The 20,035-nt window shown below is 63.2% G+C and carries 18 protein-coding genes and 2 tRNA genes; 7 read left to right on the plus strand and 13 right to left on the minus strand.

What is annotated here, in order from left to right:
* Positions 1–12: 12 nt before the first annotated feature.
* On the minus strand, positions 13–201 hold the full coding sequence (locus BN9444_RS12850) for a PspC domain-containing protein (protein ID WP_068802108.1): 189 nt from the start codon (positions 199–201) through the stop codon (positions 13–15).
* Between the two features lie 189 nt (positions 202–390).
* Between BN9444_RS12850 and cmrA the strand changes: the two genes are divergently transcribed.
* Positions 391–1,200 (plus strand): mycolate reductase, encoded by an 810-nt coding sequence (gene cmrA, locus BN9444_RS12855; protein ID WP_068802109.1) that lies wholly within the window; start codon positions 391–393, stop codon positions 1,198–1,200.
* Positions 1,201–1,261: 61 nt separating this feature from the next.
* On the opposite strand, the gene BN9444_RS12860 is transcribed toward cmrA, so the two are convergent.
* On the minus strand, positions 1,262–2,809 hold the full coding sequence (locus BN9444_RS12860; protein WP_066491632.1) for an alanine/glycine:cation symporter family protein: 1,548 nt from the start codon (positions 2,807–2,809) through the stop codon (positions 1,262–1,264).
* 223 nt (positions 2,810–3,032) lie between these two features.
* On the opposite strand from BN9444_RS12860, the gene orn reads away from it, so the two are divergent.
* Both orn and BN9444_RS12870 read left to right on the plus strand, forming a co-directional pair.
* On the plus strand, positions 3,033–3,680 hold the full coding sequence (orn, locus tag BN9444_RS12865) for an oligoribonuclease (protein ID WP_066491630.1): 648 nt from the start codon (positions 3,033–3,035) through the stop codon (positions 3,678–3,680).
* Between the two features lie 49 nt (positions 3,681–3,729).
* Positions 3,730–3,805: transfer RNA gene (locus BN9444_RS12870), tRNA-His, on the plus strand.
* 227 nt (positions 3,806–4,032) lie between these two features.
* On the opposite strand, the gene BN9444_RS12875 is transcribed toward BN9444_RS12870, so the two are convergent.
* The 3 genes from BN9444_RS12875 to BN9444_RS14415 all read right to left on the minus strand — a co-directional run bounded on the left by BN9444_RS12875 (position 4,033) and on the right by BN9444_RS14415 (position 7,160).
* Positions 4,033–4,731 (minus strand): type IV toxin-antitoxin system AbiEi family antitoxin domain-containing protein, encoded by a 699-nt coding sequence (locus BN9444_RS12875; RefSeq protein ID WP_141681563.1) that lies wholly within the window; start codon positions 4,729–4,731, stop codon positions 4,033–4,035.
* A gap of 281 nt (positions 4,732–5,012) precedes the next feature.
* Positions 5,013–5,939: an MsnO8 family LLM class oxidoreductase gene (locus tag BN9444_RS14410; RefSeq protein ID WP_068802111.1), complete on the minus strand. Its 927-nt coding sequence runs from the start codon at positions 5,937–5,939 to the stop codon at positions 5,013–5,015.
* The gene (locus tag BN9444_RS14415; protein WP_068802112.1) at positions 5,940–7,160 is read right to left on the minus strand and encodes a L,D-transpeptidase; all 1,221 of its coding nucleotides are present in this window, start codon (positions 7,158–7,160) and stop codon (positions 5,940–5,942) included.
* 377 nt (positions 7,161–7,537) lie between these two features.
* On the opposite strand from BN9444_RS14415, the gene BN9444_RS12890 reads away from it, so the two are divergent.
* Positions 7,538–7,610: transfer RNA gene (locus tag BN9444_RS12890), tRNA-Lys, on the plus strand.
* 203 nt (positions 7,611–7,813) lie between these two features.
* On the opposite strand, the gene BN9444_RS12895 is transcribed toward BN9444_RS12890, so the two are convergent.
* Both BN9444_RS12895 and BN9444_RS12900 read right to left on the minus strand, forming a co-directional pair.
* The gene (locus BN9444_RS12895; RefSeq protein WP_077210023.1) at positions 7,814–9,196 is read right to left on the minus strand and encodes an IS3 family transposase; all 1,383 of its coding nucleotides are present in this window, start codon (positions 9,194–9,196) and stop codon (positions 7,814–7,816) included.
* A gap of 110 nt (positions 9,197–9,306) precedes the next feature.
* Positions 9,307–10,587 carry a glutaminase gene (locus tag BN9444_RS12900; protein ID WP_066491610.1) on the minus strand — a complete coding sequence of 427 codons (1,281 nt, stop codon included), beginning with the start codon at positions 10,585–10,587 and terminating at the stop codon, positions 9,307–9,309.
* A 28-nt stretch (positions 10,588–10,615) separates the two neighbouring features.
* Here BN9444_RS12900 and BN9444_RS12905 point away from each other — a divergent pair, with 28 nt between their 5' ends.
* Entirely contained in the window at positions 10,616–11,164 is a 549-nt protein-coding gene (locus tag BN9444_RS12905; protein WP_068802214.1) for a nicotinamidase, read from the plus strand.
* Here BN9444_RS12905 and BN9444_RS12910 read toward each other — a convergent pair.
* The gene (locus BN9444_RS12910; RefSeq protein ID WP_066491608.1) at positions 11,161–11,436 is read right to left on the minus strand and encodes a DUF3618 domain-containing protein; all 276 of its coding nucleotides are present in this window, start codon (positions 11,434–11,436) and stop codon (positions 11,161–11,163) included. The two genes, BN9444_RS12905 and BN9444_RS12910, sit on opposite strands and share 4 nt — an antisense overlap.
* 107 nt (positions 11,437–11,543) lie before the next feature.
* Between BN9444_RS12910 and bcp the strand changes: the two genes are divergently transcribed.
* Together bcp and BN9444_RS12920 are read left to right on the plus strand one after the other, a co-directional pair.
* Positions 11,544–12,026, plus strand: a complete 483-nt coding sequence (gene bcp, locus BN9444_RS12915; RefSeq protein WP_068802113.1) for a thioredoxin-dependent thiol peroxidase — start codon at positions 11,544–11,546, stop codon at positions 12,024–12,026.
* A 6-nt stretch (positions 12,027–12,032) separates the two neighbouring features.
* Entirely contained in the window at positions 12,033–12,665 is a 633-nt protein-coding gene (locus tag BN9444_RS12920; RefSeq protein ID WP_068802114.1) for a TetR/AcrR family transcriptional regulator, read from the plus strand.
* Here the strand turns inward: BN9444_RS12920 and acpS are convergent.
* The 5 genes from acpS to BN9444_RS15290 all read right to left on the minus strand — a co-directional run.
* On the minus strand, positions 12,655–13,074 hold the full coding sequence (acpS, locus tag BN9444_RS12925; protein ID WP_068802115.1) for a holo-ACP synthase AcpS: 420 nt from the start codon (positions 13,072–13,074) through the stop codon (positions 12,655–12,657). The genes BN9444_RS12920 and acpS overlap by 11 nt on opposite strands.
* 9 nt (positions 13,075–13,083) lie before the next feature.
* The gene (locus BN9444_RS12930; RefSeq protein ID WP_066491591.1) at positions 13,084–13,842 is read right to left on the minus strand and encodes an ATP-binding cassette domain-containing protein; all 759 of its coding nucleotides are present in this window, start codon (positions 13,840–13,842) and stop codon (positions 13,084–13,086) included.
* 4 nt (positions 13,843–13,846) lie between these two features.
* Positions 13,847–14,908: an ABC transporter permease gene (locus BN9444_RS12935; RefSeq protein ID WP_068802116.1), complete on the minus strand. Its 1,062-nt coding sequence runs from the start codon at positions 14,906–14,908 to the stop codon at positions 13,847–13,849.
* Entirely contained in the window at positions 14,905–15,888 is a 984-nt protein-coding gene (locus BN9444_RS12940) for a substrate-binding domain-containing protein (protein WP_066511758.1), read from the minus strand. The genes BN9444_RS12935 and BN9444_RS12940 overlap by 4 nt, the downstream gene beginning before the upstream one ends.
* Positions 15,889–16,334: 446 nt before the next feature.
* Positions 16,335–20,035, minus strand: a 3,701-nt coding sequence (locus BN9444_RS15290) for a beta-ketoacyl synthase N-terminal-like domain-containing protein (protein WP_267886672.1), incomplete at its 5' end; no start/stop codon positions are given.

Consider the following 20,035-nt stretch of genomic DNA (forward strand, 5'->3'; position numbering starts at 1 on the left):
GTTGTTCTTGGGTTAGTTCTGGTTTTCTGGGATTACCCACCACATGAGGGCATAGGCCAACACTCCGGAGAACCCCATGAGGGTCAGCACGATGAAGATGATGCGAACCACAGCGGGGTCAACGTTGTAGGTCTCCGCGATGCCGCCGCAAACGCCTGCGACGTAGCGGTCGGTCGTCGAACGAGTAAGTCGGTTGTTCATGGTGGTCTCCTTGCTGGTCGTCGTGTCTAGTGTTGTCTGACACTTTTTATTCAACTCGAAGTAGAAGCCCTGCGCATCCGGGTTTACCCTGATTTCCAGCCTCACCTGTGCTCGCCGCACTTGCCGCCTCGTGTCCGTGCGACACGCTACGCTGGTGCCCAACGTAATGTATCTGTTGAAAGGACCCTCATGACCCGTGCACACGGCCTGCCTGCCCCTTCCCCCACCTCGTACGCGGTGGTGACCGGCGCCTCCCAGGGCATCGGCAAGGCAATGGCCACGGACCTGGCCAAGATGGGCTACAACACGATCCTCGTCGCGCGCCGCGAGGCCGTACTGGAATCCGTCGCAGCCGAGCTGCGCGGCTTCGGTGTGGAGTCTGAGGCGTTTGCCGTCGATCTTTCCGATGCCGCCGATGTCGACCGCCTCATTACCCGCATGGGCGAGCTCGAGGTCACCATCCTTATCAACTCCGCGGGCATCGCCAGCTTCGGCAAATTCATGGACCAGGACTGGGACTACGAGACCAAGCAGTTCGCGCTCAACGGCACAGCCGTCCACCGGCTCACCCGCGCAGCGCTCGAGCAGATGCTGCCGCGCCGCCGCGGTGCCATCTGCAACGTCGGCTCGGCGGCCGGCAACGTCTCCATTCCCAACAACGCGACGTACGTGTTTACCAAGGCCGGCGTCAACGCGTTTACAGAAGCACTGCACTACGAGCTCAAGGACACCGGCGTGACCTGCACGCTGCTGGCGCCGGGACCCGTGCGCGACGCCGTCGTTCCCGAGGAAGAGCAGTCCATCGTGGACAAGGTCGTGCCGGACTTCCTGTGGACCACGTACGAGTCCTGCTCGGCCGAAACGTTGAAGGCCATGGCGCGCAACCAGCGCCGCGTGGTCCCCGGCCCGTTGTCGAAGCTCATGAACCTGGCCGGCCAGGTCGTGCCCACGCCTATCGCCGCGCCGGTCATCGGCAGTTTCTACGTGAAAATGGCTTAAGGACGACTACTCCCCGCGGCGCTGGGGGCGCGGCGGGGAGTAGAACGGGGGCATCGGCAAGCTAGACGTTTTCGGGGGCCGTGCGCTCGGTGGCGCGCACGTCCGCTGCGAACCCTTCGCGCGCGGCCTTGCGCTCGGTCCAGAAGCCCGCATTCTTGATGCCCAGCGCCTCCGGATCGAACTGCGGATCGAGCCCCTGCTTCTTCTGCGCGCTGTAGTCCTTGAGCGCCTTGAGGGCCGGGACCTGCAGGAAGAGAATGGCCACGATGTTCAGCCACGCGGTAGCGCCGACTCCGATGTCGCCCAGCGCCCAGGCCGCGCCCGGCGTCGTGGATGCACCGATGACCACCGAGACGATGATGAGCACGCGCAACAGCCACACGAGCGCGCGGCGGGCGGTGCGGTTCTTCACCCAGCGATTGAAGTAGGTCAGGTTGGTCTCTGCCATGTAGTAGTACGCAAGCACCGTTGTAAAGGCGAAGAATGCGATAGCGATGGCGACGAAGGTCGGGCCCACGCCGTGGAAGGCAGAGCTCATGCCCTCCTGCACGAAGCCAGGGCCGACGGGAATGCCCTCTGCCAACGAGCCTGCGTAGCGCACCGGGCCGTCCTCGGATTCGCCCTCGAAGACCTTGTACATGTCGGTCGAGATGATGATGAACGCGGTCGCAGAACACACGAAGAGCGTGTCGATGTAGACCGCAAAGGCCTGGACGAAACCTTGCTTCGCCGGGTGGGAAACCTCAGCTGCGGCGGCGGACTGCGGGCCGGTGCCCTGGCCGGCTTCGTTGGAGTAAATACCGCGCTTAACACCCCACATAATCGCCACGCCGAGCATACCGGAGAAGCCAGCTTCCATGTTGAATGCGGAGCGGAAGATCAGCCCGAAGACGTGCGGGATGTCGGAGAAGTTCATGAACAGGATGACCACGGCGATGATAATGTACGCCGCCGCCATAAACGGCACGACAACGGAGGCGAAGTTGGCAATGCGCTTCACGCCACCGATGATGATGATGGCGAGGATGCTGGCAAGGACCACCGCAGACCACGTGAAGTCGATGCCCCACGCATTGTTGACCGCTGCCGCCACGCCGTTGGCCTGGATTCCCGGCAGGAAGTAGCTGGTGGCGAGAATCATCGAGATCGCGAACACGACGCCATAGATGAGCATGAATGGAGCAGCCTTGGTGTGGCTGTACGCCTTTTCGATGTAGTACGCCGGACCACCGCGGTACTCGCCAGTATCGCGGTCCTGTTCCTTATAAATCTGCGCGAGCGTACATTCCACGAAGGACGTCGCCGAGCCGAGCAGCGCCACCGCCCACATCCAAAACACCGCGCCTGGGCCGCCGAAGGCGATAGCCGTGGCCACGCCCGCGATATTGCCCACGCCGACGCGCCCAGCCAGCGAGATCATCAACGACTGGAATGATGAGACACCGTTTTCGGATTTCTCGCCGTGGACGAGCTGGCGCAGCATGTCCGGGATACACCGGATCTGCAGGAATTTCGTGACGAGGGTGAAGTAAATGCCAGCCCCCAAGCAAAGGAAGACGAGTGCTGGCGACCAAATAATTGAATTGAGTGAGTCTAAAAACGCTGACATTGCGGGCTCCTATTCAAGTGAGTCCTCATCCAGAGAAGGGCGATGAGTTGATAACGATAATGCACCAACAGTTAAGAAAAAGTGAGCTAGATAACGAATTTTCTCTTACATGTTTCACTCCGCAATATGCGATTAGTTGTGATATGCAGCACGTTTGGACTCAGGCTGCGTCGAAAACGTTGAACACAACGCCCCGCTTTGGGGGTAAGACACGAGGGCTACAATGGTTGCCATGACTCAAGCTGACATCGCCCCCAAGCATGACCGCCTCGTGTGGATTGACCTCGAGATGACTGGCCTGGATACCTCGCGCCACGTCATCGTGGAAGTCGCCGCCATCATCACCGACGGCAACCTCAACGTGGTGGGCGAAGGCTTGGACCTCGTCGTCCACGCCACCGAGGAAGAACTGGCCGAGATGGATGACTTCGTCACCAATATGCACTCCTCCAATGGGCTGCTCGACGAAATCCGCGCCTCCACCGTGTCCGTGCACGAGGCCGAAAATGCTGTACTGGCCCTTATCGCTGAGCACTGCGATCCGGAGCATCCCGCGCCTTTGGCCGGCAACTCCATCGCCACGGACCGCACGTTCATCCGCGCCTACATGCCGCGCCTTGACGCCGCCCTGCACTACCGCATGATCGACGTCTCCACTATCAAGGAGCTCTCGCGCCGCTGGTTCCCCAAGGCGTACTACCACCAGCCAGAAAAGGGCATGGCCCACCGCGCGCTGGCCGACATCATCGAGTCCATCCGCGAGCTCGACTACTACCGCCGCAGCGTCTTCGTTCCAGGCGAAGGCCCCGACTCCGATGAGGCGCTCGCCGCGCAGGAAGAGTCTGTGGCCGTCTACCAGGCGTTTTTGTAATTTAGCGCCTGTGGGTTAATCTACTCATTGCTGCTTTTAAGTAGCGATGGTGGCTGTAGTTCAGCTGGTAGAGCACCAGGTTGTGATCCTGGGTGTCGCGGGTTCGAGCCCCGTCAGCCACCCCAAAGTCTAAAAGCTCCGAACCTCAGGGTTCGGAGCTTTTGTCGTCCGCCTAGCTAATGAACCGGCGGCGCATCCCATGGATCGAAATGCGTAATAGTGTTCCAGAGTCGGTGCCAACGCCCCACAAACGAATGCCAAGCCGAGGATAGATTCGGTTTACGGGCAGTGGCTATCTGCTCAACGACATAATTCGGATGGTGAGTAACGCACATCCCGCTGTAGCGCAGCGTCAGCCAGCCGCGTAGAACGGCGTCATTGTTCTTCCACCGGTCGCGCACAAAAGGTTTTTGTCGATATGAAACTCGTAGCCGTCAATCCCCACCGCAATCCTCTCCTTCGGGAGGACAATGTCCCAGCGGTAGAGCCCGATGATGAAATTGGACTCGACATGGAATCCTTTCGCTTTCAATGCCCGAGCCACGGTGCGTTCGGGTACGGAATCAGCCCCGATCGCAGCCTGCACAAGCAACCTTCGCGTGCGGTGCGGAAGTTTGGGGACGTTCTGAAGCTCGGTATCGAGGAATTCTTTGCCGTTCCTACCCGAATACCTGTGTTCAAGGAGCTGCACCGCCCGCTCATCGTCGGCAAGGTGTTCAATGACCTGCGCAGGACACACGACGCTCAGGCCGTTCATGTCCACCACCGCTGCACCTTTACGCCGACGAACGTTCCACCACAGAGACCGCGGCATGGAACTAGGCACAGCTATCTCCAGCGGAAAGGTGAGCTCTTCACCCAAGAAGACCTGCACTGCAGTCTCTCCGGTCAGCGCCGCCCGCGGCCACCGAGTGCTCACGATAGCCCAGAGCTCGTGTGCCGTCGGCTGCCTGGTGACGTACAAGCCGTGACAGATTTTGATGACGTGATTCTTCTGCACTGCCGCTCTCAATTCCCGCGGACTCGCACCGGTCGCGATGAGATCCCCCATGGAACTCTCCCCCTTCATTCCTTGTTGCCCACAGATTAGCGGACAATCCTAACTCGCGCAGGGCAGGAGTTTTCTCGTCCCTACCTCCGGCACAAGGGGCCCGGGGAGGACAGACGGGACAAGAAAAGACAGTCGCTGGCGACCGCCGGGCCTCCACAGGATGCAAACGCATGCCTGTGGGGTTTCCTTGTCCCTATGTCCTGAATGAGGTTCACGGGGAGAGCAAACGGGACAAGAAAAGACGTGCCCGAGGCCAAGACACACGGCTGGCCTGAGCAGGGCTAGAGCTGCGCGAGGAGTTCCTCACTGCGGGCGCGGGCGAGACGGTCAGGCATGTCGCCGGTGACGAGGAATTCGTCGACGCCGAGGGTCTGTGCAATGGCATGGAGGCGGTCGCGGACGACGCGTGGGGTGCCGAAGACGTCGTGGGCTTGGGCTTCGGTAACGCGGCGGCGTTGCTGAGCTGTGAGCGCGTTGAGATCGGGGTGTGGATCAAGCGAGGGGAACTCACCTGTAGATAGAGAGAGGGATTTCGCGACGGCCTCAGGAAGGAGAAGCGCGCGGGCTTCGTCTTCCGTATCAGCCACCGCGATATTGAGCGAGGAGATCACGTGCGGCGCGTCGAGAACGCCGGGCGCGAAGTTCTCGCGGTAGGCCTTCGCCGCGGCCTCCTGGGTGTGGACGGGCCCGCCCAGGATGACGCCGAGGCCGAAGCGAGCGGCCGTCAAAGCGGAGCGGAAGCCGGCGAGGAGGAAGAGTGAGGGTGTGGGGGCATCGGCAGGCTGGGGCGTGGGAGGAGTGCCGTCCAGGAGGGCGAGGAGCTCGCCGAGGTGGGCCTCAAAGCGCTCCTTGGGGCGCGAGCCAAGGGCCTCGCGGATGGGCGCGGTAAAGCCGACCGAGGAGCCGAGGCCGATGTCGATGCGGCCCGGGTAGAGGGTCTCCAACAGACGGATTTGCTCCGCGACGATGAAAGGCGCGTGATTGAGCACCATGATGCCGCCGGTGCCGACACGAATACGTTGCGTGTGCGCCGCGACGTGGGCAGCAAGCAGCGCGGGCTGGCCCGCGGGAATACCGGGCACGCCGTGGTGCTCAGCGAGGAGGAAGCGCTCGAAGCCGAGGCGCTCGACGTGGCGGGCATGACCCACGACGTCCGGAAAGCCCTCGCCGGTCGCACGGGCGGCACGGTCGAGGACAGAGAAACGCATTTACTGCTCCGCATTACCTGCGGACCACTCGTCCCAGCCCATGTTCCAGTCGCCCAAGCCGTCCGTGGCAGGCAGGATGCCACCGGAGGTGTGCTTGACATAGACCACGTCGCCGCGCTTGACGTTATCCAGGTACCACTGAGCGTTTTCCGGGGAGACGTTGATGCAACCGTGCGAGGTGTTCTGGCTGCCCTGTGCCCACACGGACCACGGGGCGGAGTGGACGTAGATGCCCGAGTAGGACAGCTGCGTCGCGTCGTCCACCATGGTCTGGTAGCCGCCGGCGTCGAGAGCCAGGCCGTAGGTGGTGGAGTCCATCATGAGCTGGTCATACTGGTCGCCCACCGTGTACCAACCGTTGGGGGTCACGCGGCCAGGAACCTCGAGGCCCAGGGAGACCGGCATGGTCTTGATGAGCTTCTTGTTCTTCCAGATCTGCATGGTCTTCGTGTTGTCATCGACGATGGAGACCGTGCGGTCACCAATCGTGAAGTTCGTTTCGTTGTCCGCGTCGCCGAAGAGTCCGCCGCCCATGTCGAGGCCGTAGATGTTGGCCTTCACCTTGACCTGTGTGCCCGGCTCCCAGAACTTCTGCGGACGCCAGCGCAGGACCGTGGGGCTCAGCCAGTAGAAAGCGCCATCCACGTGCGGGGAGGTTTCGATTTCAATGGCATCCTGAACGGCCTGGCGGTCCTCCGGTGCGGAAGAGAAGTTAAAACCAATAGCCTGGCCCACGCCCACAGTGGAATCCGGCAGCGGGCTCAGCCCCACGCCCGTCGTATACGCCGGGCTATCCGTGGTGAACGTGATGGTCTTCGACTTGCCATTCTTGTCCTTCGCCGTGACGGTGTAGGTACGGCCGTAGCCGAGGACCTCCGTCGTGGACCAGGTCTGCTTATCTTCGGAGAACTCGCCTTCCACGGCGCCGCCGGATTCATTAGTCATGATGACCTTAGCGAGGCCGTCGCCTTCGTCCGAGGTCACGGTAATGGGCTTCGTGACGGACACGCCCGTCGCATTGTTCTTCACGGAGAACTTAGGCGCTTTCTTAGCAGCCTGTGCAGCCGAGGATGTGGCGGCGTCATGAGCTTCATTGGCCACGGAAGAAACTTCCGCAACGAGGGAGGTGTCTTCGCCGTTACCAGCGGACGAGCAGGCAGCGAGGGAAATAGAGGCGACGGTCAGGGTAGCAATGACCGACAGACGGCGAGGAATTGTCACAGTTCAAGCCTTAAGTGATAAGGGGGCAGACATACGCGCAATATCCTAATGTGAAATTTCTTAAATTGCTAACCCAATTCTCGGAGTGGCACGGCAACACAATGGCCCACTGCGCCGCGGCGATCGCCCGCGTTGGCACCGATTTAAATTCGGGCACATCACACCTTTAATCACCGAACGCCACCGGCGTACGGAGCACCTAGAGAGCGCCCCGCCGCGAGAGGCCGAGGCACGCTTCCCACATTTTCGCGCTAGACTCGGACGATAGAACAGGGGTAAAAAGCAGTGCCTACCAGGCGATTTTACATCCAAGCCAACGCGGGTTAAAGTTATTTCTCGTTGCACGGCAGGGCGCACAGCCCAGACGGACAACGTGAGCGCCATTAGCTCAATTGGCAGAGCAACTGACTCTTAATCAGTGGGTTCGGGGTTCAAGTCCCTGATGGCGCACAATCTTCCCGCCGGGTTCGCCCGGCGGGATTTTGCGTTTTCCCGCCCGCCCTGAGGGGAGCTCCGCGTCGCTGCGGGACTTACGGCGCTGGCACGTCGTTTTCGGGCGCGTTGCGAGCGATTCTAGGCGAAGATAGGCTCTCACGCGCCCGATATTCGCGGGTTAAGGGACAAAAGGGGATGCGGACATTTTTTAGGAATGTTTAGAGTAGCAGTTCGCGCCTGCGTTGATTGATGCTTAATCCATCGAACTCAAGCTTGATTCTATGTTCGTTATAGAAGCCAACATATTCATGAATTGCTTGCTCTAATTCATCACAATGGGGCCACTTACGTCCATAGAACATCTCATTTTTCATTCTGCCGAACAATCCCTCGCACGCTGAATTGTCGGGCGAACATCCCTTCTTCGACATCGAACGCGTAAAGCCGATGTCCTGTGAGGCTTGAATCCAACTGTTGCCCCGATAATGGCAACCTCGATCGGAATGAACTACTAGTTTTGCGGGGTCAGGCGGTGCATTGTTTTCAAGCGCCTGCTTCAGACAGTCGTCGGCAAGCTGCTGATTAGGGTGTCGGCTCGTTGTCGCCCCAACAATCTTTCCATCGAAACAGTCCACTAACGCCGAAAAGTATATTTTCCCGTCATCAGCAGGAAACTCAGAAATATCCGTCAACCACAATAAACCCGGCGCTTCGGCATGAAAATTTCGTTTAACCAGATTCGGTGGCGCCTCCGAAATCTCACCACGATAGGACGAATAGCGACGCCTTTTCTTCACGTAGCGCACCGTGAGTCCTTCGGCAGAGATGATTCGACGCACGACTTTCTCACTGACCTTGATACCCAGTTTCTTCAACTGGATCCATACGCGACGATATCCATAGCTGAATCCAGAATGCTCGACGATTTTGGTTACCACCTCTGTCAGTTCTGCATATTTTGACGGGCCATTTAGGGCTTTGAGCTGGTAATAGAAGCTGGATGAAGAGAGACCAACAATGTCGAGCAACAATGAAATTGGAAAAGAAGACCGTAACGCATCGACCACAATGGCTTTGAACTTGTTACTGAGGTTGGCTGGGTCGATGCTGTCGTCTTTTTTTAATTCTTCCAGTTCTTTTTCTAACACGGCCTTTTCTGCTGATAGGCGTGCTGCCAGCTTCTTGAGTTCAGCCGCATCATCTGGAAGCGATTTCTCAAAGGCTTTACGAGTAACAATGCCGGCAGACTGTTTGCGTTCAGTTGCGCTCATCAAGCCCCACTTTCCTTCTTCGCGGAATCGTTGGGCCCAAGCATAGACGCTCATTTTCGAGTTCAGCGAAAGCTCAGATGCGATGGCCTCAGGAGACATACCAGCGGTAAAAAGCTCAACGGCTTTGAGCTTTGTCGCAAGTGGGTAGCGCTTTAAGGTCGTACGCCGAATGGGGGCAGCTGGGGGTACATCACGCTCTCTGATCCATCGATGGAGTGTCCAACGGCCTGGGTAGCCCAACTCGCGAACGGTCTTGGTAGCAGATTGTGTTCTATCGAATACCTCTAATGCCTTAAGCCGCTGGGCATCCGTGTATCGCACATTAGTCATACGGGAAATCCTCCAAGATTTCGTCCGCATGCCCTTCTGTCCCTTAACCCATATTCGCGTGGGCGTCTCGTAGGGTAAGAGCAGGTCACCGCAGGACACGGAGCCGGGGCTTAGTCGCGGACGTCCTCGCCGTTGATGTGATAGTCCTCGGCGTCTGCGAGGGGGACGACGGTGCCATCGGAAAGCTCGCGGTCGGTGAGGGTGCCGTCGGGGTCGATGACGGCGATCTCGTTGCCGCCCTCGCGCAGGCGGCGGAGGCCTTCTTTGAGCATGCGGCGGCCCACGCGGTTGAGGCTGGGGACTTGGGAGATATCGAGGGCCACGCGGCACGCGTCGAGGTCGTAGCCCTGGAGCTCGTAGAGGATGGCCTCGGCGGCGGAGAAGTTGATGTGGCCTTGGAGGTGAATAACGGCGTGGTCCTCGTCTTCCTCTTTGGAGCGGATGGGGTGGGTGCCCACGCGGTTGTCCGTGCTCATAAGGTGCAGGCCCATGTCTGAGGAGAGGAGTTTGAAGGCCTCGACGCCGCGCACGGAGTTGCCGGACTCATTGAGACGGGGCGAGAAGGTCGCCACGCCGAGCTGGCCGGGCAGGGTACCCAACAGGCCGCCGGCGACGCCCGACTTGGCGGGGATGCCGACCTCGGCCATCCAGCGGCCGGCGCCGTCGTACATGCCGCAGGAGCTCATCACGGCGAGCGTGAGGCGGCAGACGTCCGCGTCGAGGATCTTGTCGCCCGTCACGGGCTGGCGGCCGCCGTTGGCGAGCGTCGCGGACATGACGGCCAAGTCACGCACGTCCACACGGATGGCGCACTGGTGCGTATACGAGAGGACGGCGTCGTGCGCGTCATCCTTGATGATGTCGTAGTTGCGCAGCATGTGCGCGAGCGAGAGGTTGCGGTCGGCGTGGTTGAGCTCCGAGTCGGCGACACCAGCGTCGACGGAGAGGTCCCGGCCGGCGAGGCGGGAGAAGTACTCGTTGAGGCGCGCGTTGCGGTCCTCGACGGAGGAGTCGACGCCGTTGATGAGCTGATTGACCGCGATGGCGCCCGCGTTGATGAGCGGGTTGACGGGGCGGTAGTCGCGGCCCAGCGAGAGCTCGTTGAAGGCCTCGCCGGAGGGCTCCATGCCCACGACGTCGCGCACGGCATCGAGTCCCAGCTCCTGGAGCGCGAGCGCGTAGACGAAGGGCTTGGAAATGGACTGAATGGAAAATTCATGCTCCGCATCGCCCGCCGAGTAGACGTGCCCGGTAGACGAGCACAGCGCCACGGCGAGCTTGTTTGGGTCGGCGTTGGCAAGCTCCGGGATGTAGTCAGCGACCTCTCCCCCGTCCTCGTCGCGGACTGACTCGAGAATCTGGCCCAGGTAATACGGAATCGGCGTCTTCATGCCTGCCCAGCATATAGACTTATGCGCCATGAAGAGTGCACTCGTGATTGTCGATGTCCAACATGACTTCTGCCCCGGCGGCGCGCTGGGCACCGCCCGCGGCGACGAGGTCGCCGAGAAAATCGCTGCTCTGCAGGGCACCTATGACACGGTGGTCACGACCCAGGACTGGCATATCGACCCAGCCGGACACTTCGCAGACGAGCCAGACTTCATCGACACGTGGCCCGTCCACTGCGTCGCCGGCTCCCCCGGCGCCGAGCTTCACCCGGCGCTCCAGCCTGCCGATGCCGCCTTTAAAAAGGGCGCCTACACCGCGGCGTATTCAGGGTTCGAAGCCGACACGAACGGTGATGGATCGGGGGTGGGGCTGGAAGCCTGGCTGCGGGAACGGGGCATCGGCAAGCTCGACGTCTGCGGAATTGCGACGGACCATTGTGTCCGCGCCACGGCGCTCGACGCGCTAAAGGCCGGCTTTGAGGTGAGGGTACTGCGGGAGCTGTGCTCGCCGGTGGATGAAAAACGCGGAAACGCCGCCCTCACCGAGTTGGCAGAGGGCGGCGCTGAAGTAATTTAGCGCTGTGCGAGGAGCTTCTGCAGCTCCTTGATGTCGTTGGAACGGCGGCGCGAACGGGCAACGCCCAGGGCGATAAGGCCAACGACAGCTACGGCGACGCCGGCGAGGACCTTCTGGGTCTGCGGCTCCTGCAGCTTGCTGGTGGCCTGTACCTTTGCGTCGTTAACGAAGTTCTGCGGCTTCGTGCGGTTCGTCAGCTCGTCCAGGGTGCCGGCCAGCTGGCGGCGGGTGCGCTCGATATCGCGCTGGATGTCATCGGTGCTGCGTGCCATGGTGTACTCCTCAAGTTTCGCCTAAGTTTTTGCTCTCCCTACACTAGCGCACGGTAGCCCTGCGTGCTGTGATAGGCCGCTCACGTCCACGCGGTATGGTGGGATACATGACTGAGAAGAGTACTGAGCAGATTCGACTTTCTGAGGGCGACACCGCCCCCGCCTTTTCCCTGAGCGACGACAAGGGCAACACGGTCTCCTTGTCCGACTTCGCGGGCCAGCGCGTACTCGTCTACTTCTACCCGCGCGCGAATACGCCCGGCTGCACCACCGAGGCCTGCGACTTCCGCGACGCCTTCGAGCAGCTCAACGGCTCTGACGTGGCCATCGTGGGCATCTCCCCTGATAAGCCGGAGGCCCTGGCCAAGTTCCGCGCGGACCACGACCTCAACTTCCCGCTGCTGTCCGATCCGGAAAAGGAGACGCTCACGGCCTACGGCGCGTTTGGCGAGAAGAAGAACTACGGCAAGGTCGTCCAGGGCGTTATCCGCTCCACCTTCCTCGTCGAGCCGGATGGCACCATCGGTCTGGCCAAGTACAACGTCAAGGCCACCGGCCACGTCGCGCGTATTCTCAAAGAGCTCGACTAGCGTTTTATGATCAGTTCCTCCGACGCCGAGCTCCTCGTCCCGCGCCGCCGCCCTGCTCAAGCCCGCAGCCGCGCGCGCTTTGAGCGGATCCTCAAAGAGGCGCGCGCGGTGCTCATCGAGGCCGGCTTCGAGTCTTTCACTTTCGACGAGGTCTCCCGGCGCGCCGAAGTACCCATCGGCACGCTCTACCAGTTCTTCGCCAACAAGTACGTGCTCATCTGTGAGCTCGACCGCCAAGACACCGCGGCGAACCTCGAGGAGATCCGTTCCTTTTCGGAGCACGTCCCTGCCCTCCAGTGGCCGGACTTTCTAGACGAGTTCATCGACCATCTGGCGCGCATGTGGCGCGAGGACCCCTCCCGCCGCGCCGTGTGGCACGCCGTCCAATCCACGCCGGCCACCCGTGCTACCGCGGCCGCGACCGAGCGCGAGATGCTTGAACCGCTGGCGGAGATGCTGGCGCCACTCGCTGTGGAGCTGTCCTACGAGGATCGCATTGATCTTGCCGGATTTCTCGTGCACACGGTGGTGTCGCTGCTCAACTACGCTGTGTCGGGCCCGGAAGAAAACTTCGACCACGTCGTCGCGGAGATCAAGCGCATGCTCGTCGCCTACCTCTTTGCGGTCGCTACGAGTTAGCGACAAGCAGCACCGTGGCCGTCGCGTAATCCCCATCATGGCTGATGCTCAGGGACGCAGTCCACTGCCCCAGCGATTCGTCCACGGCGTCTTTCACTGCGCCGCGCAGCTCAAGGCCGACGCGTCCCCATGCGTCCGCGCGCACCTCAATCTCCGAAAAATCCACCGCCTCCGGCGCGATGACCGGCGGGCGCCCGTAGAGCGCCTCGGACCACGCCTTGATAAACGCCTCCTTGGCGGCCCAGCGACCGGCCAGGTGCTCGGCCTGACGCGCCGATCCGCTCCCGAAACGCTGCGTGGCCAGGCGCAGTTCCGCCGCGGAAAACACACCCGTAAATCGCGTGCCCGGCCGCGCGAGTTGCTCCGCAAAACCGGGGATGTGGACGAGGTCTGTGCCGACGGAGAACATGTCTCCAGACTAGCGGGCGAGCTCGTGCTCGAGCACCTCCAGCTCCGCCCCTCCGGACATCCAGCGGGTGAGTTCCTCACGCGTGACATCCTTGCGCGCCGCGTCGAGGACCATCCGCCCCAGGTTGAGCACCACAAAGTGGTCGCCCACCAGGTGCGCGTGGTGTGGGTTGTGCGTAATGAACACAACACCCATCCCGCGATCGCGCGCCGCCGCGATAAACCGCAGCACCATCCCGGATTGCTTCACGCCCAATGCTGCGGTCGGCTCGTCGAGCACAAGGAACTCCGCGCCGAAGTAGATGGCACGTGCAATCGCCACGACCTGGCGCTGGCCGCCGGAGAGCGCCTCCAGGTCCACGCCCACATCCGGCAGATCGATGCCCATCTCCTGAAGCTGCTCCGAGGTAATCCGTCGCATCTCGGCTTCCTTCAGCCGGCCGAAGGCTCCTGTGAGTTCCTGGCCCACAAAGAAATTGCGCCACACCGGCATGGACGGCACGAGCGCCAAGTCCTGGTACACCGTCGCGATACCGTGGTCGAGGGCGTCTCGCGGGCTGGTGAAAGAAACCTCAGCATCGTCCAGCGCCAACGATCCCGCGGTCGGACGCTGCAAGCCCGACAGAATCTTGATGAGCGTCGACTTACCCGCGCCGTTATCGCCCAGCACGCATGTCACCTGGCCGGACTCCAGCCGCAACGACACATCGGAAAGAGCCTGGAAATTGCCAAACTGCTGCGCGATATCCCGCGCTTCAAAAATTGTCATCTTCCTAGCTCCTCTTCGCCCAGCTCGTAAATCCGGTGTTCGTGAGCACCGCCCACAACAGCATGGCGCCGAGGAAGGCCTTGAACCAGTCCGGGTTCCAGCCGGCGTAGACGATGCCCTGGTTGGTCATGCCGAAGATGAGCGCACCGATCGCCGTGCCCACCGCCGTGCCCCGGCCGCCCGTCATCGCGCAGCCGCCGATGACCGCCGCAATGATGTACAAGAACTCATTGCCGATACCCTGGCCCGCCTGAATGGAGTCGAACGCGAAGAGCGTATGCATGCCCACGAACCACGCCGCGAAGCCGACGAACATGAACAAGATAATCTTCACGCGCTTGACGGGCACGCCCACGGCGCGCGCCGCGTCCGCGTTGCCGCCCACCGCAAAGATCCAGTTGCCGAACTTCGTCTTGTAGAGCAAGAAGGACGCCACGGCGACGAAGAAGATCCACCACAGCACCGTCGCGCGGATACTCAGTCCACCGATGTGAATCGTGCCCGCAAAGACGACGCGCGCGGACGGAAAACCTTCCATATCCGCAATCGTCGGCGTCGCCACCTGGCCGGTGACCAGCTTCGTCACCGCCAGGTTCAGGCCTTGGAGCACGAGGAACGCCGCCAGCGTGATGAGGAAGCTCGCGATCTTTGTGCGCACCACGAGGTATCCGTTCAGGGCACCAATCCCCAGCGCCACGAGCAGCGACAGCCCCGCACCGACCCACGAGTTGAGGTGCAGGTTGTAATTGAGCATCGTCGCCACGAGCGCCGAGGTTGTCACCGCGACACCGCTCGACAGGTCAAACTCGTCACCAATCATGAGCAGGCCCACGGCGAGCGCCACAATCCCCAGCGTCGAGCTCGAGTAGAGCACCGTCGAGAACGCCTCGAGCGACCGGAACGCCGGCGCGACTATCATAAACAGCGCGAAGATGAGCACCGCGCCGAGCACGCTCGCCATCTCCGGGCGGCGCACCAGCCTTCCGATGCCCCCTCGCTCCCGCACGCGTTCATCCCCCACCGTCTCCGGCGCGGTGATGTCTGCTTCTGTCACGGCGATACTCATCGCAGGCCCTCCTTAGCGGACTCGGCGATAGCGTCGACGTTCTCGGCATCGACGAAACTCGGGCCTGTGTAGACCGGCTGCCCGCCGCCGAGCGTCGAGCCATTGCGCTTTGCCAGCCACAGGGCATCGACTGCCATGTAGCCCTGCATGTACGGCTGCTGGTCCACGGCCCAGGCGACGGTGCCGTCCTGGATGGCACCGACGAGCTCCGCGTTCGTATCAAACGTGGCGATCTTCGCCTGCGAGCCCGCGTCCCTCACCGCGTCCACAGCCCGCAACGCCACCGGGGCCTGCAGCGCCATGACCCAATCAATGCTCTTGTCCTGCGCCAGCTTCGCCTGCAGCGTCGACTGCGCCGCCGTGAGGTCCTGGCCGTTGACGTAGAGCAGCTCCACGTTGGCGCCCGAGCCCTTCTTCACGCCCGCGCAGCGCGCCTCCTGCGAGGAGTTGCCCTGCTCGTGGATGACGCACAGCGTGTGCTTCGCGCCCTCACCCTTGAGCTTCTCGCCAGCCTTCTCACCGGCGACGGACTCGTCTTGGCCGAAGAACGCGCTCATGCCGTACTTTTCGTACTCATCCATGCCCGCGTTCAGGCCCACGGTCGGAATCCCCGCGTCTACGGCCTTCTGCGCGACCGGCCCGATGGCCTGCGCATTCGGCATGGTCACCGCGATACCATCGACGCCCGCGTCAATCGCGGACTGCACGAGGTTCGCCTGGTTCGGCGCCTGCGGGTCCGAAGAGTAGCGCAGCTCGATATTGTCCTTCTGCGCCGCGTCCTCCGCGCCCTTGCGCACGAGGTCCCAGTACGTATCGCCCGGCGCGCCGTGCGAGACCATCGCGACCGTGAGCCGCGGCGTGTCGACACCACCGGCCATTCCAACGCCCGCATCCTTGCGTGGCGCACCACCCGTCGCCGAGCATCCCGCCAACGCCGCGACCGTCACAACGGTCGCCCAAGCCTTCCACATCTTTCTCATTCGAGTATCGTGCCCCACCCCACTCCCCCAGCTCAACCCCGATGACCTGCACCTTTATCGTTCAAGCGCACACCGCCTGCGCTTTTCCTACGCTCTTGTACCCCCATTCGCGGCCCCGTCTCATGACGGCGTGTTCTTTAAAAGATGGGTCGTCACTCAGCATCACACTCCGGGGAATGTACCCGGTCACGATAAGCGTGACCCCGCCGCGGCGCCAATGGACGCATCCACACGACTATCTTCTCCTCGTAGACGCGGTGGTTCACTCCTCGCATGTGCCCGTGCGCATTTTCGCCCAACAAGGCCCTCACACCCTGCCCTCCGCCGTTGATTGCGAAAATCTCCTCCTGCGAGCAACGCGGGAGGAGATTTTCGCAAGGAACAAGACAGTTGCTGCCAAAAATCCTCTCGCCGCATCAACGCGGGAGGAGATTTTCGCAAGGAACTTAAGAGCCCGGCGTGAGCACGCCGTCCACGAGGCGCGCGTTCTCGTCGAGGAGGACGGCAACCTCGCGGTCCTTGACGGCATCGCCGTTGCCACCCAAGTTGCGGTCTACGGGACGCTCGAAGAGAGCGGCCCCGCCGTGCATGGCGGCATCATAGCGGGCAAGGCCGGCGGCCTCGCGAGCATGAGCGGCCTCCTGCCACTGCGCCGCGGCGTTGCTGCAGGTTTCGGCGAGTGCCGCAAGGAACGCGCCGGGGTGAACGACTGCAATGAGCGCCGAGACGTGGCCGAAGCCCAGGGAGGTCACCAGCCCCGCCTTCGGCGCCGCGGAGCGCAGGTCAAGCGGACGACGCAGCCAGGTGAGGTGGCTGTACTGACGCAGCGCCGGATCCACGCAGTCAAGCGAGCGGTTCGGCGGGAGAATACCCTCGCGCAGGACCTGGGTAAGGCCGACGAGCTGGAAGGCCGCGGCACCACCCTTTGCGTGACCGGTGAGCGACTTCTGCGAGATGACGTACAGCGGGTTGCCCTCCGCGCGGCCCATCGAGGCAGCGATGCGCTCGTGCAGGTCCGACTCGTTCGGGTCGTTCGCGTTCGTCGAGGTATCGTGCTTAGAAATGATGGACACCTCGTCCGGGGTCACGCCGTGCTCGCGCAGCGCCACCGCCAGGCGGGAGTTCACGCCGCCGCGAGCAGCGGAGAGCGCGCCCAGGCCAGGAGCCGGGATGGAGGTGTGCGCACCGTCCGCGAAGGACTCGGCAAACGCGACGACGCCCAGGACCGGCAGGCCGTGTTCCGCGGCGAAGGAGCCGCGGGCCAGCAGCAGAGTGCCGCCACCCTCGGACTCGATGAAGCCGCCGCGACGACGGTCGTTCGCACGCGAGAAGTACTTGTGGTCGATGCCTTTGGCGTCCATCTCCGCGGAATCCGCGGTGGCGGCCATGTCGCCGAAGCCGGTAATGCCTTCGATGGAGAGGTCGTCGATACCACCGGCAACCACGAAGTCCGCCTTGCCCAGGCGCAGCTTATCCATGGCCTCCTCGACGGAGACCGCCGCGGTCGCACACGCGGCGACCGGGTGGATCATCTGGCCGTAGCCGCCGACGTAGGACTGCATGACGTGCGCGGCGACGACGTTAGGCAGCGCCTCCTGCAGGATGTCGTTCGGTCGCGATTGCGCGAGCAGTTTGTCCACGTAGAGCGAGCGCAGCGACGCCATGCCTCCCATGCCGGTGCCCTGCGTGGAGGACACGCGCGCCGGGTGGACCATGCTAAGCAGCTCGGCCGGGCTGAAGCCCGCGGAGAGGAACGCGTCGACGGTGCACACAATGTTCCACAGCGCGACGCGATCGAGGTTATCGATCATGTCCGCCGGGATGCCGTAGACAGCCGGGTCGAAGCCCTTCGGCACCTGCCCGCCGACGTAGCGCGACATGGCGACGCGACGCGGCACGCGTACCGGCGAACCCTTCGGGCGGGTGACCTGCCATTCCTCGCCGTCGAAGTACGCGGACGCGCCCTCGACCTCGTCGACGAAGGACTTGGCCGTGGCCTCGTCGGCGACCGCGAACGTCATGTCGCGCTCGAGGTAGATAGTGGTGAGCTCCGGCGCGAGGTTGTCGACCATCGGCAGGTGCGGGCCGAAGTCATCGTGGTAGCGGCGGATGCCCACGTTCGCGAGGACCTCATCGTGGAAGCGCTCGTAGATGTCTTCCTCCGCGATGGCCTCGTCGCCGGCCATCCACGTGCGGTTGGTCTCGTCCCACTTGATAAGGCCCGTGGTCCAGGCGAGTTCGAGCACGCCCGCCGCGGTGAGATCGCCGGTGAGCTCGACCTCGTAGCGCGTGCGCGAGGAGCCCACCGGGCCCAGCTCGCCGGCGCCGACGATGACGACCATGTCGTCGAGGTTCGTCGTCACGCCGGAGAAGTCCGGCTGCGTCCACGCGATGGGCTGGCGCGGGCTCGGCAGCGCGCGCACGGTGACTGGCGCAGTGAGAGACTCCGTCTCCGCAGACGCGCCGGCCTTCGCCGCCGCCTGGCGCGCGAGTTCCGGCAGATTGAGGTCTGCGCCGCCCAGGCCGCCGGTGAAGTCCAGCGTGACGGGTGCTTCGAGGGCCTGGGCGCGGGTCTCGGCGTTGGTGCCCTCGCCCACGAGCTTGGCGGCCATCTCCTCGGTGGAGTAGGTGGTCACGCCCTTGGCCTCGACGAGCTCGACCATCGGGTCGTTGCCGCCCATCAGGCCCGTGCCGCGGACCCAGCCGATGTGGGCGTGGGTGATCGAGGTGCGCTCGCCCCAGACGGGCTCGGACTTCCAGCGGGTCACGAGCGCGTCGAGTGCAGCCTTGGCCTCGCCGTAGGCGCCGTCGCCACCGAAGCGGCCGCGGTTCGGGCTGCCCGGCAGGACGACGTGCAGGCGCTGGCCCACGTGGGTGTCGGCGCCAAGCGCGGAGAGACCCGCGATGAGCTTCTCCACGGACCACAGCAGCAGACGCATCTGGGACTCGGCGGCAGCGCCGGCATCGGCGAGGGTGCCCTGGACGCGCGGAGCCGCGAACGGGAAGAGCAGCGTCGGGATGAGCGCCGGCTTAAGCAGCGTGGACTTACCATTGACGGTCGCGGTCTGCTCATGGCCGACCCAGTCGATGAAGGCGTCGAGGTCCGCGAAGGAGCTCAGGTTCGCCGGGGCGACCCACAGTGCGGCGCGGCCGCGGGCGTGGGTCCGGTAGAGCTCCTTGTAGAACTCCAGGCGCTCGTGGTTCAGGCGCGAGGTGGTCGCGACGACGGTGGCACCTGCGTGGAGCAGTTCGCCGATGACGCTCGCTGCGATGGAGCGCGGCGAACCGCCGGTGACGACCGCGATATCGTTCGCGTGCTCCAGGGCCACGGTGGTACGCGCGGCGATGGCGTGTTCTTCAAGCCCCAGGTAATCCGCGATCTGTGCAACCTCTTCGCCGGCGCCCGTGACGTCGACCTGGAGCTCCTCGCCGTTCGCGACCCGCGCAAGGTCCTCGCGGGCGGAGGCCCAACGGTCGTCGAGAAGGACGGCCTTGTCAGCATCAAAGGCCGGTGCCACGAGGCGCGGCCAGTCGGAGCCGAGCTCATTGGCCACAAGCTCCGCGAGCTCATCTGGAGCATCGGTAAAGTCCGTGGTGGCCCGCTCGACGCCGAGCTTGGCGAGCAGCGTGCGGGCGGTCTCGATGAGAGCGCCATTCATCTGGCCGGCGAACTCGTCGAGGGCAGCGGAGTCGACAACGCCACCGGCGGCACCGCCGGCAGACGGCATAGCGATGTCGAGGCCGACCTTCTGGCCGGCGGCGCGCACAGCGTCATCGATGAGGTCGTCGAGCGCCGCAGCGTTGGCCGCAGCCGTGGGCAGAGTGGCAAGGTCGCCGCCGCGCAGGGAGGCGCCCTCGCGCGCGCCGAGAACGATCTCGGCGGTCACGCGGTCAACCCAGCCGGAGCCCAAGCCCCACGGACCGGTGACGCGTTCCGCAATGTAGGACGGCTTCTTGCCCGCCGGGCCGGTGAGACGACGCAGGGTGTCCGCAACCTGGTCGGCGAGCACCGGGCCGAAGGCGGAGTAGCCCTTGGCCATGCCGGCGACGGTCTGCTTGAGGTCGTCGAGCGGGGCATCGGCAGCGCCCTCGATGGCGCCGAGGCCGAACTCGACGCCGAGGTCGAGCAGCAGCTGGTTGCGGCGGG

Source organism: Corynebacterium phoceense (assembly GCF_900092335.1).
Taxonomy (GTDB): domain Bacteria; phylum Actinomycetota; class Actinomycetes; order Mycobacteriales; family Mycobacteriaceae; genus Corynebacterium; species Corynebacterium phoceense.